We start from the raw sequence: 14,947 nt of genomic DNA, 5'->3' as shown, positions 1-14,947 counted from the left end.
TCGGTGCCGTTCAGCTCTCGCTGGAGGCGTTCTCGCCCGAGCCGGAGCCGCCGCGACGACGACGACGCCGCCTGGGCTGCGTGGCGGGCTCTGAACCCGCAGACGGCGCAGCAGACTCGGCGGGCTGACCCTGCTGGGCCTGGCTGGCGGAGCCGGTGTCTTCGCCGCCGCGGGTGCGGCGACGGTTGCGGCTGCGCGGGGCGGCTGAACCCTCGGCTGCGGGTGCAGACTCCTGGGAGGAGTCCCGAGTCGAGTCCCGGTTGGAGTCGTCGGTGCGGGTGCGACCGCGGCCGGAGTCCCGGCCGCCGCGTGAGGAGTCGCGATCGCCGGAGCGACCGCCTCGTCCGCCGTCGCGGTCACCGCCGCGTCCACCGCGACCGGAGTCGCGGTCACCGCGTCCGCCGCTGGACTTGCGCTTCTCGGGTCCGCCCAGGTCCTCGAGCTCCTCGGCGTCGAGTCCGGCCTTGGAGCGCTTATGCCGCGGCAGGCGCCCCTTGGTGCCCTTGGGGATGTCGAGGTCCTCGTAGAGGTGCGCAGAGGAGGAGTAGGTCTCGATGGGTTCCGGGATGCCCAGGCCGAGGGCCTTGTCGATGAGCTTCCACTTGGGCATGTCCTCCCAGTCGACGAAGGTCACGGCGATGCCGGTCTTGCCTGCACGGCCGGTGCGGCCCACGCGGTGAAGATAGGCCTTCTCGTCATCGGGGGCGGTGAGGTTGATGACGTGGGTGATGTCGGTGACGTCGATGCCGCGTGCGGCGACGTCGGTGGCGACCAGCACGTCGATCTTCTCGTTGCGGAAGGCGCGCAGGGCCTGCTCGCGGGCACCCTGGCCCAGGTCGCCGTGGATGGCGCCGGCGGCGAAGCCGCGGGACTGCAGCTCGGCGGAAAGCCGGTCGGCCTGGCGCTTGGTCCGGGTGAAGACGAGGGTGCGGCCGCGGCCCTCGGCCTGGAGCAGGCGGGCGATGACCTCGTCCTTGTCCAGGTGGTGCGCGCGGTAGACCAGCTGCCGGATGTCCTTCTTGGTGATGCCCTCGTCCAGCGGATCCGCAGCGGAGATGTGCGTCGGCTTGGACATGTAGCGGCGCGCCATGGCCACCACGGGGCCGGGCATGGTCGCGGAAAAGAGCATGGTCTGGCGACCGACCTCCGGGACGGCGGAGAGCAGCGTCTCCACGTCGGGGAGGAAGCCGAGGTCGAGCATCTCGTCGGCCTCGTCGAGGACCACGATGTTGACGTTCTTCAGCTTCAGGTGGCGCTGGCGGTGCAGGTCGATCAGTCGGCCGGGGGTGCCGACGACGATCTCGACGCCGCGGTCCAGCTCTTCGATCTGCGGCTCGTAGGCACGGCCGCCGTAGATGGTGGCCACGCGGATGCCGCGCCGGGCGGCGGCGACCTTGATGTCGGAGGCCACCTGCACGGCGAGCTCGCGGGTCGGGGCCACGATCAGCGCCTGGGGCGCGCCGGGGGCCGGAAGGTCGTCATAGCCGGCGTCATCGGGGCTGGTGACACGCTGGATGGCGGGGATGCCGAAGCCCAGGGTCTTGCCGGTGCCGGTCTTGGCCTGGCCGATGATGTCATAGCCGCCCAGCGCGATCGGCAGGGTCTCGGCCTGGATCGGGAAGGGGGTGGTGATCCCCTTGGCGGCGAGGGCCTCGACGATCTCGGGGCGCACGTTGAAGTCTGCAAAGGTGAGGCTGGAGGCTTCGACGGCCTCGACGAGCTCGGGGTCAGCGGCGGCGAGGGTGGTGTCCGTCTCGGCGGCTGAGGGCTCGGTGGTCTGTTCAGTCATAGGTACTTTCATTAGGCGACTGCGGCTGCGAAGCCCACAGTCTGTTTGGTGTCGGAGCCGATCTCCACGTAGCCGATGGACGCGACGGGCACGACGATCTTCTTGCCGCGGCGATCTTCCAGGCTGAGCAGCGGCTGCGCGCCTTCGATGGCGCTGGCCACGGCCTGCTCGATCTCTTCGGGCTTGGCGTCGGTCTCGATGACGATCTCGCGAGAGACGTGCTGAATGCCGATACGTACTTCCATGCCAACTCCTTGAATCTATGGGCTGCGCCCACTTCGAAGAGTTCCGCAGCTGCCCGTCATGCGGGCGGGTGCGAAAGAAGCGGGCGGGTTTACCTGCCCAGAGTCTACCTACCTTGTGCTGTCCGTGCTTTCAGACTCTTTCGGGAAGCCCGAGATTCCGCGCCAAGCCAAACGCGCCGTCAGCTCGGCAGAGACCTCCCGGTCCGGACGCTCGGAGAGCCGGCTCCAGTGCCGGGCCGCCGAGAGCGCCATGCCGATCAGGCCGTGGCCGAGCATCGTGGCCTCGGCCATCGGCTGGCCGGTGTCGTCGGCGATGACTTCGGCGATCGCGGTGGCCATGTCGTCGTGGAAGCGTTCGAGCCGGTCCTCGACCTCGTCGTCGTTGTCCATGCCGGAGGTGAAGACCAGCCGGTAGGCCTCGTCCTTGCGGGAGATGAACTCATAGAAGGCTCCCATGGTGGCCTGCACCCGGTCCTTGTTGTCCTCGGCCATGGACAGCGCCTGGGTGAGCTCGTGCTCCAGTGCCCCCAAGTGGGTGTCGAGCAGCCCGAGGAAGAGCTCGTGCTTGCCGGGGAAGTGCTGGTAGAGCACCGGCTTGGAGACCTGGGCGATCTCGGCGATGTCATCCATCGAGGCGCCGTGATACCCCTTGGCCACGAAGACCTGCAGCGCGCATTCCAGCAGCTGGGTGCGGCGCTGTTCCCGAGGCAGCCGCTTGGCCCGCACGATGCCGGCGGGGTCTCTTGTGCTCTGGCTCATAGTCGACAGTCTATTCAGGCCCGGATCGGGGCAGTCCCGGTCGCCTGGGCGCACAGCGTCTCCACGGTCTCCCAGGGGGTGGTGTTCTCCCCGATCAGGTTCTCCTTGCCGGTGCCGTGGTAGTCCGAGGAGCCGGTGACCAGGAGGTCGTGGCGGGCGGCCAGCTCGCGGAGCACCTCGCGGCCCGATTCGGCGTTGTCCCGGTGGTAGACCTCCACCCCGGCGAGGCCTGCGGCGACCATCTCCTCGAGCTGCTCGGCGCTGACCGTGCGGCCGCGCGCGGAGGCCATGCCGTGGGCCAGCACCGGGACTCCCCCCGCCTCGCGGACCAGCCGGATGGCCGTCGTCGGGTGCATGTTGTCCTGGCCGACGTAGTAGGGGGACGCCGAGTGCAGCAGGTGGTCGAAGGCCTCCTGCCGATCAGCCACCGCCCCGATGCCGACCAGCGCGTCGGCGAGATGCGGCCGCCCGACTGTGGCCCCGGCGCTGACGTGCTGTTCCACGGTTTCCCAGGTCAGCGGGAAGTCCACCGAGAGTCGGTCCGCGATACGCCGCGCCCGGTGCAGCCGACCATCCCGGGCCTGCGCGACGGCGGCCGAGAGTCCGGGGTGCAGCGGGTCATGGAGGTAGCTGAGCAGATGCACGCTGATCCCGTTCTCGGTCAGCGTGGTGATCTCCATGCCGGGCAGCAGGGTGATCCGGTGCTCGAGAGCGGCGGTGATCGCCTCGTCCCAGCCGGCGGTGGTGTCGTGGTCGGTCAGCGCGAGCCCCTGCAGGCCGGCGGCGGCCGCGGCCGCGATCACCGCGGCCGGAGATTCGGTGCCGTCGGAGACGTTGGAATGGGTGTGCAGGTCCACGCTCATGCTCTTCAGCCTACCGGCCAGCACCCGACGGAACGGCCTCCCGCAGGCCCGCCCCGGAAGGGTCCCCCCACCTAGACTGGAGCCATGACCAGTTCAGAGAACATGACCAGTTCAGAGAAGCGAGAAGAGTTCGACGTCGTCTCGCCGTCCTCGTCGGCGGGGTTCGTCCCCGCGCAGCCGCAGGACCAGGCGCCCGATCAGGCGCAGGAGCTCAGCGACCGGGTGAACAACCGCTCGCAGCGGCCCACCTCCGAGGCGTTCAAGGAGTTCATGGCGTCCAGCTGGGCGCCGGCCGAGCCGGTGCAGCATGAGCGCGACGAGGTCGCCGGCCACGCGTCGGCGCGGCGGGGCGCGGTCTCGGCGCAGTTCCCGGGCGAGCGGCTGGTGATCCCCGCGGGGCCGCACAAGGTGCGCTCCAACGACACGGACTACCGGTTCCGCCCCCACTCGGCCTTCGCCCATCTCTCCGGCCTCGGTGTGGACCATGAGCCAGGTGCGGTGCTGGTCTTCGAACCGGTGGACGAGGGCACCGGCGATCACGGCTCAGGACATGAGGTCACCCTCTATTTCAAACCGATGGCCGGCCGCGACACCCAGGAGTTCTACGCCGACGCCCGACACGGCGAGTTCTGGATCGGTCCCCGGCCCGGACTGGAGGAGTTCTCGCAGCGGCTCGGGCTGCGCACCGCCGACTCCGGGGCCCTGGAGGTCGCCGTGACCAAGAACGCCGGCCCGGTGGAGTTCGGCGGGACCAGGATCCGGCTGCTGCGCGAGGTCGACATGGACGTGGACGCCCTGGTGGACACCTCACGGATCAACACGACCGTGGACCTGGAGACCTCGGACGCCTTCGACGGCGAGCTGGCCGAGGCCCTCTCCGAGCTGCGCCTGGTCAAGGACGAGTGGGAGGTCGCGCAGATGCGGGTCTCGGTCGATGCCACGATCGCCGGTTTCCACGACGTCGTGGCCGCCCTGCCGCGCGCGGCAGATCATGCCCGCGGCGAGCGGATCGTCGAGGGAGCGTTCTTCGCCCGCGCCCGGCTGGAGGGCAATGATCTCGGCTACGACACGATCGCAGCCGCCGGAAACAACGCCACGGTGCTGCACTGGATACGCAACCACGGAGCCGTGCGCCGGGGGGATCTGCTGCTGCTCGATGCCGGCGTGGAAGCGGACTCGCTCTACACCGCGGACATCACGCGGACCCTGCCTGTCAACGGCGAGTTCTCCCCCGCCCAGCGCAGGATCTATGACGCGGTGCTCGCCGCCGCCGATGCCGCGTTCGCCGTGGTCCGGCCCGGGATCAGGTTCCGTGAGATCCACGCGGCGGCGGTCACGGTCCTCGCCGAGCACCTCGACGACTGGGGTCTGCTGCCGGTCAGTCTCGAGGAGGCCCTGGACGAGACCGGACAGCATCACCGCAGGTGGATGCCTCACGGCACCAGCCACCATCTCGGCCTGGACGTCCACGACTGTGCCCAGGCCAAGCGCGAGCTCTACCTCGACGGGGTTCTGGAACCTGGAATGGTCTTCACCATCGAGCCTGGTCTCTACTTCAAGAATGAGGATCTCGCCGTGCCTGCGGAGTTCCGCGGAATCGGAATCCGGATCGAAGATGACGTGCTCGTCACAGCCGACGGTGCGGAGAATCTCTCCGCAGCACTCCCCCGCACGGCGCAGGACATTGAACAGTGGATGCAGGGCGTCTGGAATGCCTGAAGATCTAGTCCTGACCTGCGAATAAGTGTGATAAAGCGGTGACAGAACTGTGATGTAGCCGATCACTGTCAGACTCAAAACAATACTAGATCCTGCGTTGCAGGGACTACGCTGGAATGAGTCGGACCTGACAGGTCCAGAAGATCAATGGAGGAACATCATGGGAATCATCGCTTGGCTCGTCCTGGGCCTCATCGCCGGCGCCATCGCTCGACTCATCCTGCCCGGCAAGCAGGCCGGCGGCTGGATCGCTGCACTCATCACCGGTGTGCTCGGCGCACTGCTCGGCGGCTTCATCGCCTCAGCAGTCTTCGGCATCAACGTCAATGACTCGTTCTTCGATCTGCCCACATGGCTCTTCGCCATCGGCGGCGGCGTCCTGGTTGCCTTCATCTGGCAGGCCATCACCGGTCGCCGCGGTCGCAAGACCGTCTGAACCACTTCAGCGCGGCCATCGGTTCTTGACTGAGCCCTCACCGCACTGAACACAAGAAGCGCCCCGCACATCCTTGCTCCACTGGAGCATCGGATGGGCGGGGCGCTTCTGTGTGTGGCGGAGAGTTCAGCACAGGCCGAGAGGCTGACCTCACGCCTGGGGGTCGTCAGGAACTGCGCGGCGGGTCGTCCGTGCCGTCTGCGGGCGCGGGTGAGTCCCGCTCCGGTGTGTGGGCCGGGTCCGCGGCGACATCCCGCGGCGGCTGGCCGGCAGGATGCGCTGCAGCGCCTTCTGCTTCGCCTGGTGTGCCGTGCTCTGCACCCTCTGCCGCACCACCCTCTGCGCCGGCTTCGGCTGGAGTCTGCGCCGACGGGACGCGCACGCCGTAGCGTGGACGCCCATCGGGAAGATCGTTGTACCCAGCCACGAACCGGTCGGGAGCCGCTTCGGGCGACGTCGTCTCCTGGCCGGAGCCCGGCTCCCCCGAATCCTGTTGTCCGGACGCTTGATGTCCGGAAGCCGGCTCACCTGAGCCTTGCTGTCCTGAGCCGTGGCCTCCCGGCCCGGGCTGGGCCGGCGCTGACGCCGGACGGGCGGGGGCGGGCTGGGCCGGCACGAGCCGCGCCGAGGACTGCGAGGTCGGATCGTTGTAGGCGTTGAGGCTCATCACCTGCGCCCCGGGGACCAGCTGGCGCGCCCGGTGGGCCGAGGAGAACTCGCAGACCACGTCGAAGGTGGTCGCCACCAGCTGGGAGGAGGAGGCGTACTCGCGCTTGCCCTTGCGCATGCCGAAGCCGATGACTCCGATGATCATCCAGATCGCCATGCCCAGCACCACCGAGAAGGCGAAGTTGTAGATGCTCGCCTCAGGGCTGAACAGGTAGAGGATCAGACCGATGAACGCGCCGAACATGGCGCCCTGCGCCGCCCCGCCGAGGGCGACGCGCGGGTAGGTCAGCCGGGTGCGGATGTGCTCCACCGAGCGCAGATCGTTGCCCACGATCGTCAGCGCCTTCACGTCGAAGTCCTCGGCGGCGGTGAGATGATCCACCACCTTCTGCGCATCCTCGTAGGAGCGGTAGCGCCCCAGCAGCTCGCCCTTCGGCAGCCCTCCGGTGAACATTCCGCCTGCACTGGTCCCAGCATTCATCGACATTCCCCCATCCTCTCAGGTCGGCCTCTATGGCGGAGCCCTCCGGAGACCAGCGACGTCATGGCGGCACGAGACTCGTAGACTGGGGCGGTGTCTGATCCATCCATCACCGAACGCATCCGCCAGCGCCTCGCCGAGGTCATCGATCCGGAGCTGCGCCTGCCGATCACCCAGCTGGGCATGGTGGGTGAGATCAGCGTCGATGACGCCGGCGCCGCGCAGGTGGGCGTCAAGCTGACCATCGCCGCCTGCCCGATGCGCAGCCGGATCGTCGACGACGTCACTGCCGCCGCCGTGCGCGCCGAAGGGGTCTCCACCGCCTCGGTCCAGCTGGGCGTGATGACCCCCGAGGAGCGCGCCGAGCTCAAGGACCATCTGCGCGGTGGCGAGACCGGGAAGGTCAATCGCTTCGCCCAGCCCGAGAACCTCACCCGCGTCTACGCCGTGGCCTCAGGGAAGGGCGGGGTCGGCAAATCCTCGGTCACGGTCAACCTCGCCTGTGCGATGGCCGCACAGGGGCTCAAAGTCGGCATCATCGACGCGGACATCCATGGCTTCAGCATCCCGGACCTGATGGGTATCACCGACAAGCCCACCCGGCTCGACGAGATGATCCTGCCGCCTGTGGCGTACGGGGTGAAGACCATCTCGATCGGGATGTTCGTCGAGGGCAACCAGGCGGTGGCCTGGCGTGGTCCGATGCTGCACCGCGCGGTGGAGCAGTTCCTCACTGACGTGCACTTCGGCGACCTCGACGTGCTGCTGCTGGATCTGCCCCCGGGCACCGGTGACATCGCCATCTCGGTGGCGCAGCTGCTGCCCGGCTCGGAGCTGCTGGTGGTCACCACCCCGCAGGTCGCCGCATCGAGCGTGGCCGAACGAGCCGGCGCGCTGAGCTCGCAGACCAAGCAGCGCGTGGCCGGGGTGATCGAGAACATGGGCCCGATGACCCTGCCCGACGGCTCCAGCTTCGAGCTCTTCGGCTCCGGCGGCGGCCAACTGGTCGCCGACCGGCTCAGCGACTCCCTGGAGGCCGAGGTCCCGCTGCTGGGCTCGGTGCCGCTGGACATGACCCTGCGCGAGGCCGGCGACGACGGCGAGCCGGTGGTGCTCTCGGCGCCTGAGTCACCGGCCGGAATCGCGCTGCGCGGGATCGCCTCCCGACTGGCCGTGCAGCAGCGCGGCATCAGCGGCCGCAAGCTGCCCATCAGCCCCGCCTGACCCCACCCCACCCACACGGCGTTTTACCAGCGCTTACGAGTTCCACAGGGCCCACGGTCGGGCCGGTCCACCACGTAGGGCCCAGTAAAACGCTGGGGAGGGGTGGGTCAGGTGGCCTCGGTGTCGAAGGGCGCCGGGCGCCCGGCGTCGAGTGGGGTGGTGGAGTCCTTCGTATCGGCACCACCCGTACTAGGATTCCCTGCCCCGCGACCCTTCGCGGCTGGATCTGTCGAGCTCGACGCTGCGGAGCTGGGAGTTGCGGAGCTCGTGGCGGCGCCGGCCATGCCAGCGGCGATGGCACCCGAGGAGCGCTTCGCGGCTGAGGGGGACACTCCGCCCGTGGGGGCCGGACCGGCTGAGCTGGTGTCCTTCTTGCTGCGGAAGAGTTCGCGCGGATCGGTCGCTGCGCGCGCGGAGTCCAGAGTTCCGGTCACCGCAGACCGGGTCTCGCGGAAGTCATCGCCATATTCGTTGCTCAGCGCGTCGCGGATGATCCTGCGTGGATCGTACTGGCGGGGGTCGTAGCGCTTCCAGTCGACGTCGTCGAAGTCGGTGCCGGTCTCGTCCTTGAACCGACCCTTGGCGTCTTCGGCCATGTCCCGGGCCTGCCGTGCCCAGCGGGCCAGATTCCGGGCATACTGCGGAAGCCGTTCAGGGCCGAGGATGACGAGCGCGAGAACGACCAGGATCACGAACTCGTAGCCGTTGATTCCATGCACAGCTCAACCCTACCGTCAGCGGCGACTCAGTCGGTGAGCCAGTCGAGCAGCTCTTCGAAGCCGCGCTCGAGCCGCTCGGACCCGGAGGGGACGATCGGCAGCACCTGCACCCGCGAGCGGTCGGTGGCCATCACCCAGTTCGAGATCTGCTCGGCGGTCTCAGCGGGCAGATCAGAGGTGACCACGTACTGGACCCGCGCGCTCTCCATGGCGGCGGTCCACTCCTCGGACTCTTCGGAGACGTAGAGCTGGCAGTCGTCACCGGTGCGCAGGGCCAGGGTCTCCCGCGCGGCGGCGGAGGTGTCCACGACGCCGTCGAGCTTCGACTCCAGTGCGGCCAGTTCCACTCCGGACTCCTCGGGGCGGGTCTCGGAGATGTCGAGCCGATGCTCACCGTCGGTGAGTCTGACCTGGACCGTGCGGATCCCGTCGACCACTCCGGTCTCGGCGTACTCGGTGGTCAGCCCGAAGCCTGAGAGATGCGGGACGGACCAGCCCAGGCTCTTGAGCGCGTTCAGGCTGTCCAGGGGGATCTGCTGGATCTCGCTGCTCTCCGGCGCACCGGGCAGCGTGGCGTCGGAGGCATCGATCGGAATCAGGTTCAGATCGGTGCTGGTCAGTGGGGTGCTGGACGCGCCGTCGTCGGCAAAGCCCTCACCCTCCTGCTCGCTGGACTGTGGGCCCTGGGGAAGCAGCGACTGGACCGAGTTGATCTGCGGCAGAGCGCGTCCCCCGACGACCCAGGCGGCGACGAAGACGAGGACCCCGAGCAGCACAAGGACCAGCAGGGTCAGCGCCACCAGCCACCCGGCGCGCGGCCGCGTGGCTTCGTGGGCGACCGCTGCGCGCTGCCAGCTGCGGTGTGACTCACCGCTGCCGACTCCGCGAACGGGCGGAGTTCTGCGATCGTGCCTGATCATCCTGGCTATCATGAAGGGTAGAACTGGGCAGAAGCTGAAAATTTGGAGAAAATTCCCCCTTTTGAGTGCCTTCTGGCGCTCCGAGGTGCGGTGATCCGACCGGCCTACGCGCACCGGTCGCCCGTTCATTCATTCGCACGCAGAGAAGGTTCCATGAAAACCCAGCACTCCCAGCATTCGGTCAAGCATTCAAGCTGGGCCTACGCGGAACAGCACGCCGAGGAGGAACCTGCACTGGTGCAGGCGCGCCGTCGCGCGGAGAACTTCGGGGTGCAGCCCGTGAGCCAAGGGGTGGCCTCGTTGCTGACCGTGCTCGCGGCCAGCACCCGGGCGCATGCCCTGGTCGAAGTGGGAACCGGAGTCGGCGTCTCCTCGCTGGCGCTGCTCCGCGGGGCAACTCCGGACGCGGTCCTGACCAGCATCGACTACGAGGCAGACCACATCCACGCGGCGCGAGAGACTTTCCGTGACGCCAAGCTGGCCTCGGCGCGCACGCGGCTGATCACGGGACGGGCCGAACAGGTGTTGGCACGGCTGACCACCGGCGGCTACGACCTGGTGTTCGTCGACGCGGAGGCGGCGCACGCCGTGGAGTACGTCGAGCAGGGCATCAGGCTTCTGCGCCCGTCAGGCCTGCTGATCATCAACGATGCCCTGGACCATGATCGGCTGGCACGCCCGGCCGTGCGCGACGATTCCACGCAGCAGATGCGGGAGCTGGAGCGCCGCCTCCTCGAGGACGATCGCCTGCGCACGGCGATGCTCGGGACAGGTTCGGGGCTGCTGGTGGCTGCGCGAGGCTGAGCCGCGGCGGGCCGGCCTCCAGAGCGGATCCTCTTACGACCAGCCGGCACCGGGGGCTCCCGGTGAATCAGACAGATACGGTTCAGGTCGGTCGCGCTGTGCACGACCGGCCTGAACCGAGGATCATTCTCCGACGGCCTTGATGAGGCACTGCTTGAGCGCCTGGGCCTCTTCGTTGTTGATCTCCAACACCAGACGGCCCCCACCGTCGATAGGCACCCGCATGATCAGGCTGCGGCCCTCCTGAGTGACCTCCATCGGACCGTCGCCAGTGCGCGGTTTCATTGCAGCCATCGAGTGCATCCCTTCCGAAGTTCTCTGACGTGCTTGTCCATGTCTGATGCAAAGATCCAGCACCTGAACTGGTTCCATTATCTCGCATCTGCGAGGAATGTCACTCCACTCGCGGATATCCGGGCGTCAAATGGTCCTGACCCGGCGGGCTTAGATCCTTGTCAGGCCCGCCAGAAGCATGATGCGCGGGGTCGAGGTCAGGTTCTTCGACTGCTTCAGACCTGTCTTCGGGGCGGCTCATCGAGGGTGTCGCGGCGTTCTGCAGGTCCTGTGGCGGATCTTGTGGAAGCTCCTTCAGCTGTCCTGCGAGCGCGTCGAGGAGCCGGTCGACCTGATCCATCCGGTAGCCGCGCACCGCTGAGTCCAGGCGGACCTCCTGAAGGTCGGCCGCACTGATCAGACGATCGGCTCTGCGTCGGAGCAGGTCATCCACATCAGACTCGCGCAGATCGGACTCCTCCCGGGGCACGGCGGCACCATCCCAGCGTCCCAGCAGAGCGGCGACGGCTGTTCCGAGCAGCACCACGGCGAGCAGGTAGAGCCAGAGCATGGACCAAGCCTATCCTTCGCGCCGAACGTCCAGCGCGCTGACCCCGGGGGCTACGGGAGACCCTCCTGAGCGGAGCCCGTGACCGCCTCGACGAGCGCCGGCAGCAGCTCTCCGGCCGGGCCGCGCAGCCGATGATGCATCGCGTCGCTGAGCTCGGTGGGCTCGGGATTGATCTCGATCAACGGGGTCCCACGCTCCATGCCGAGCAGCGGCAGGGATGCGGCAGGCTGGACCAGTCCAGAGGTGCCCACGACCAGGATCAGGTCCGCCGCGCGCATCGCGTCCGCCGCGGCGTCGAAGGGCTCCATCGGCAGGGGTTCGCCGAACCAGACCACGCCCGGGCGGATCAGCCCTTCCTCGCAGACCTGACACAGCGGCGGATCGGACGGCTCTGCGGGGGCGGCGTCGCCGTCGTACTGGGGTGCCGGCAGTTCGACGGGAGCCTCGCATTCCGCGCAGCGGTAGGCGGTGATGCTGCCGTGCAGATGGGCGAGGACCGCGGCGCCGGCACGTTCGTGCAGGTCATCGACGTTCTGGGTGGCGATGCTCAGGCTGCCCCCGCTGCCGGTGAGCTGCCGCTGCCATTCGGCCAGCGCCTGGTGACCCGGGTTCGGGGCCACGCGCTGGATCAGCGCGGCGCGCCATCGGTACCAGGTGTGCACCAGGGCAGGGTCGTTCTCAAAGGCCTCCGGAGTGGCCAGATCCTGGGCGGAGAACCGCTCCCACAGTCCGGTCTGGACCTCTCGGAAGGTCGGCACGCCGGACTCGGCCGAGATGCCGGCGCCGCTGAAGACCGCGACGTGGCGTGCCCCACGGGCCAGGCTGAGGACCTCTGCTGGTATGGACGGTGAACCGGACTGATCAGACATGTCCTCCACCGTATCGATCGCGGCGCGCGGAGACTACGCTTGTCCCCACGTGAGCGTGCCCGGTGAACCCCATGTCCCTGCCCACCACAGACCTCGGAGGAACGATGACACAGCCCGCCCAGCCCTCGGGTGCAGATGGTGAATGGCAGCAGGACCCTGACGGGCAGTGGCGCAAGCTGCCGCCGGCGCGGGGCGGAACCGGGGGCCCGGCGCCCGCAGCCCAACACCCGCCGGGCGGCGGCTACAACACAGCCGGTCGGCCGGCTGGGCAGCCCGCTGTGCCGGTGAGCGCCGGGGAGGAGCAGGGCTGGGGCGTGGCGATGCACCTGGGCGGAGTCTTCCTGTCCTGGCTGGTGCCGCTGGTGCTGTGGCTGGTGTTCCGACAGCGCAGCAGGATGCTCGATGATCACGGCAAGGAGGCGCTGAACTTCCAGATCACGCTGTTCATCGCCTACATCGTCGGCGCGGCGACGACGATCATCCTGATCGGCTTCCTGGTCCTGTTCCTCGCCTGGGTGTTCTCGGTCGTGTTCAGCATCCTGGCAGCTGTCGCCGCCTACAACCGCCGCCCGTATCGGTATCCGCTGACCATCCGGTTCATCAAGTGAGCCGCGGCAGCTGAGCCGACCACGCCGGCCCGCTCAGCTCTTGCGGTTGTAGAAGTACATCGAGAGCGGACCGAAGACCCCGATCAGCACGGCGCAGTAGACCAGCACCAGGGTGACGCTGGAGAACTGCCCGACGCCGGCCATCAGCTCGCGGATGGCGGTGACCACCACGGAGACCGGGTTGACCTCAACCGCGCCCTGCAGCCAGCTGGGCATGGTCTCGGGGTCCACGAAGATGTTCGAGGCGAAGGTCAGCGGCATCATGATGAACATCGAGATGCCCATCGCGGCCTGCTCGGTGCGCACCAGCAGCGAGATCACCGTCCAGACCCAGGAGAGGCTGAAGCTGAAGAGCAGCAGCAGCACGAAGGCCATCAGCACTCCGGCCATGCCACCCCCGGGCCGGAAGCCCATCACGAAGCCCACGCCGAGGATGATGGTGCCGGCCAGGACGTAGCGGATCTGGTCCCCGAGCAGCGCGCCGACCAGCTGGGCGGGGCGCCAGGTGGGGAGCGAGCGGAAGCGGTCGAAGACACCCTTGGAGATGTCCCGGTTCAGGGTGAGGCCGGTGTACATGGTGATCATGATCATCGTCTGCACAAAGATTCCGGGGATCAGCCACTGGACATAACCGTCCACCGATCCGGCGATCGCTCCACCGAAGATGTAGGTGAACATCACGGTCATCATGATCGGGAAGACGGTGACGTCGAAGAGCTGCTCCGGGATGTGCTTGATCTTCAGCAGCGCGCGCCACCCATAGGTCAGCGAGGCGCTGATCGCACCCGCCGGGGCGGGTCGCTGGTCTGCGGGGACCAGGACGCTCCTGATCCGCTGGTTCTGATCCTGCGCCGTGGTGGTCACGCCGCCTCCTCCTGTGCGTCCGCGGTCTCCCCGTCAGGCGCTTCGTGAACTGTCTTGTGGCCGGTCAGGGCGAGGAACACCTCGTCCAGGCTGGGCTGGCCCAGCGCGAAGGTCTCCACTGCAATGGCGGAGTCCTGCAGCGCGATCAGCGCCGACGCGGCACGCGACTCGTCCTCGAGTCGCACGGTCAGCGCCGCAGGGTCTGATTCGCGGATGACCTCGGCCAGCAGGGTGCGGCCGAGGATCTCGGCAGCCTCCTCCCGGCGGGTTGCGTCGGCCACCCGCACCTTCAGCGCGCCGGTGCCGACCTGGGCCTTGAGCTGCCCGGGTGTCCCCTCGGCGATCACCTTGCCGGTGTCGATGACCGCGATCCGATCAGCGAGTTGATCCGCCTCCTCCAGGTGCTGGGTGGTCAGCAGGATCGTGGTGCCTCCCTCGACGAGGGTCCGGATGATGTCCCAGACCTGGTTGCGGCTGCGCGGATCGATGCCGGTGGTGGGCTCGTCGAGGAACATCAGCTGCGGAGTCACGATGAGGGATCCGGCGATGTCGAGGCGTCTGCGCATGCCCCCCGAGTACTTCTTGACCTGGCGGCCGGCGGCGTCGGTGAGGCCGAAGGCGTCCAACAGGGTCATGCCGCGGACCTTAGCGTCGCGGGAGGCGTAGCCGAGCAGCCGACCCAGCAGCATCAGGTTCTCGATCCCGGTCAGGTCCTCGTCCAGCGAGGCGAACTGTCCGGTGAGCGCGATCTTCTCGCGGATCGCCTTGGGCTCGGTGAACACGTCGTGGCCGAGCACCCGGGCCTCCCCCGCGTCGGGGCGCAGCAGGGTGGCGAGCATCCGGATCGCCGTCGTCTTCCCGGCCCCGTTGGGGCCCAGGACGCCGTAGATGCCGCCCTGGGCGATGTCGAGGTCGATGCCGTCCACCGCGGCGGTGTTGCCGAACCGTTTGACCAGCCCGCGCGTTTCAATGGCTGGCACACTCATGCGCAGCGATCCCCCCTGGAATTGGTGCTGTCGGTCCCCGCTTGATCAGTCCTGATCGATCGTCTCTGAGCGATCACTTCGCCGTCTGTCCCAGCCCGCCTGCCGGCGCGCCGCGGTCCGATCGATCCGCTCCAGTCTAGTCCGCAGC

17 protein-coding genes are annotated in these 14,947 nt (G+C 68.2%); 5 read left to right on the top strand and 12 right to left on the bottom strand.

Annotated elements, in window-relative coordinates; all coding sequences use genetic code 11:
* Positions 1–10: 10 nt before the first annotated feature.
* From ACHAA4_RS10730 to ACHAA4_RS10715, 4 genes are all read right to left on the bottom strand, one after another.
* The gene (locus tag ACHAA4_RS10730; RefSeq protein ID WP_435774166.1) at positions 11–1,789 is read right to left on the bottom strand and encodes a DEAD/DEAH box helicase; all 1,779 of its coding nucleotides are present in this window, start codon (positions 1,787–1,789) and stop codon (positions 11–13) included.
* A gap of 11 nt (positions 1,790–1,800) precedes the next feature.
* Entirely contained in the window at positions 1,801–2,034 is a 234-nt protein-coding gene (locus tag ACHAA4_RS10725; protein ID WP_435774165.1) for a DUF3107 domain-containing protein, read from the bottom strand.
* A 108-nt stretch (positions 2,035–2,142) separates the two neighbouring features.
* Positions 2,143–2,793, bottom strand: a complete 651-nt coding sequence (locus tag ACHAA4_RS10720) for a TetR/AcrR family transcriptional regulator (protein ID WP_435774164.1) — start codon at positions 2,791–2,793, stop codon at positions 2,143–2,145.
* 14 nt (positions 2,794–2,807) lie between these two features.
* Positions 2,808–3,656: a PHP domain-containing protein gene (locus ACHAA4_RS10715; RefSeq protein WP_435774163.1), complete on the bottom strand. Its 849-nt coding sequence runs from the start codon at positions 3,654–3,656 to the stop codon at positions 2,808–2,810.
* Between the two features lie 84 nt (positions 3,657–3,740).
* Between ACHAA4_RS10715 and ACHAA4_RS10710 the strand changes: the two genes are divergently transcribed.
* Together ACHAA4_RS10710 and ACHAA4_RS10705 are read left to right on the top strand one after the other, a co-directional pair.
* Positions 3,741–5,375, top strand: coding sequence for an aminopeptidase P family protein (locus ACHAA4_RS10710; RefSeq protein WP_435774162.1), 1,635 nt, complete (start codon positions 3,741–3,743; stop codon positions 5,373–5,375).
* A 160-nt stretch (positions 5,376–5,535) separates the two neighbouring features.
* Positions 5,536–5,811 carry a GlsB/YeaQ/YmgE family stress response membrane protein gene (locus tag ACHAA4_RS10705; RefSeq protein WP_435774161.1) on the top strand — a complete coding sequence of 92 codons (276 nt, stop codon included), beginning with the start codon at positions 5,536–5,538 and terminating at the stop codon, positions 5,809–5,811.
* Positions 5,812–5,977: 166 nt separating this feature from the next.
* Here ACHAA4_RS10705 and ACHAA4_RS10700 read toward each other — a convergent pair whose 3' ends face one another.
* A complete protein-coding gene (locus ACHAA4_RS10700; RefSeq protein WP_435774160.1) occupies positions 5,978–6,967 on the bottom strand; it encodes a YflT domain-containing protein in 990 nt (329 codons plus the stop codon).
* Positions 6,968–7,054: 87 nt separating this feature from the next.
* Here ACHAA4_RS10700 and ACHAA4_RS10695 point away from each other — a divergent pair, with 87 nt between their 5' ends.
* On the top strand, positions 7,055–8,185 hold the full coding sequence (locus ACHAA4_RS10695; protein ID WP_435774159.1) for an Mrp/NBP35 family ATP-binding protein: 1,131 nt from the start codon (positions 7,055–7,057) through the stop codon (positions 8,183–8,185).
* A gap of 107 nt (positions 8,186–8,292) precedes the next feature.
* Here ACHAA4_RS10695 and ACHAA4_RS10690 read toward each other — a convergent pair whose 3' ends face one another.
* Both ACHAA4_RS10690 and ACHAA4_RS10685 read right to left on the bottom strand, forming a co-directional pair.
* Positions 8,293–8,904, bottom strand: coding sequence for a twin-arginine translocase TatA/TatE family subunit (locus tag ACHAA4_RS10690; RefSeq protein ID WP_435774158.1), 612 nt, complete (start codon positions 8,902–8,904; stop codon positions 8,293–8,295).
* A 26-nt stretch (positions 8,905–8,930) separates the two neighbouring features.
* Complete coding sequence (locus ACHAA4_RS10685; RefSeq protein WP_435774157.1) at positions 8,931–9,824, bottom strand: hypothetical protein; 894 nt, start codon at positions 9,822–9,824, stop codon at positions 8,931–8,933.
* Positions 9,825–9,977: 153 nt separating this feature from the next.
* Between ACHAA4_RS10685 and ACHAA4_RS10680 the strand changes: the two genes are divergently transcribed.
* Positions 9,978–10,628 (top strand): O-methyltransferase, encoded by a 651-nt coding sequence (locus ACHAA4_RS10680; protein ID WP_435774156.1) that lies wholly within the window; start codon positions 9,978–9,980, stop codon positions 10,626–10,628.
* 123 nt (positions 10,629–10,751) lie between these two features.
* On the opposite strand, the gene ACHAA4_RS10675 is transcribed toward ACHAA4_RS10680, so the two are convergent.
* From ACHAA4_RS10675 to ACHAA4_RS10665, 3 genes are all read right to left on the bottom strand, one after another.
* Positions 10,752–10,922 carry a DUF3117 domain-containing protein gene (locus ACHAA4_RS10675; protein WP_084479395.1) on the bottom strand — a complete coding sequence of 57 codons (171 nt, stop codon included), beginning with the start codon at positions 10,920–10,922 and terminating at the stop codon, positions 10,752–10,754.
* 100 nt (positions 10,923–11,022) lie between these two features.
* Entirely contained in the window at positions 11,023–11,472 is a 450-nt protein-coding gene (locus ACHAA4_RS10670; RefSeq protein WP_435774155.1) for a DivIVA domain-containing protein, read from the bottom strand.
* 50 nt (positions 11,473–11,522) lie between these two features.
* A complete protein-coding gene (locus tag ACHAA4_RS10665; RefSeq protein WP_435774154.1) occupies positions 11,523–12,341 on the bottom strand; it encodes an SIR2 family NAD-dependent protein deacylase in 819 nt (272 codons plus the stop codon).
* Positions 12,342–12,445: 104 nt separating this feature from the next.
* On the opposite strand from ACHAA4_RS10665, the gene ACHAA4_RS10660 reads away from it, so the two are divergent.
* Complete coding sequence (locus tag ACHAA4_RS10660) at positions 12,446–12,949, top strand: DUF4870 domain-containing protein (RefSeq protein ID WP_435774153.1); 504 nt, start codon at positions 12,446–12,448, stop codon at positions 12,947–12,949.
* A gap of 33 nt (positions 12,950–12,982) precedes the next feature.
* Here ACHAA4_RS10660 and ACHAA4_RS10655 read toward each other — a convergent pair whose 3' ends face one another.
* Both ACHAA4_RS10655 and ACHAA4_RS10650 read right to left on the bottom strand, forming a co-directional pair.
* Positions 12,983–13,813 carry an ABC transporter permease gene (locus ACHAA4_RS10655; protein ID WP_435774152.1) on the bottom strand — a complete coding sequence of 277 codons (831 nt, stop codon included), beginning with the start codon at positions 13,811–13,813 and terminating at the stop codon, positions 12,983–12,985.
* On the bottom strand, positions 13,810–14,799 hold the full coding sequence (locus ACHAA4_RS10650) for an ATP-binding cassette domain-containing protein (RefSeq protein WP_435774151.1): 990 nt from the start codon (positions 14,797–14,799) through the stop codon (positions 13,810–13,812). Before ACHAA4_RS10650 ends, ACHAA4_RS10655 begins: the two co-directional genes overlap by 4 nt.
* Between the last annotated feature and the right edge of the window lie 148 nt (positions 14,800–14,947).

The sequence above is a fragment of the Nesterenkonia maliinae genome (assembly GCF_051262655.1).
In the GTDB taxonomy this organism is placed as follows: Bacteria; Actinomycetota; Actinomycetes; order Actinomycetales; family Micrococcaceae; genus Nesterenkonia.
This window is presented reverse-complemented; position numbering and strand designations above follow the sequence as displayed.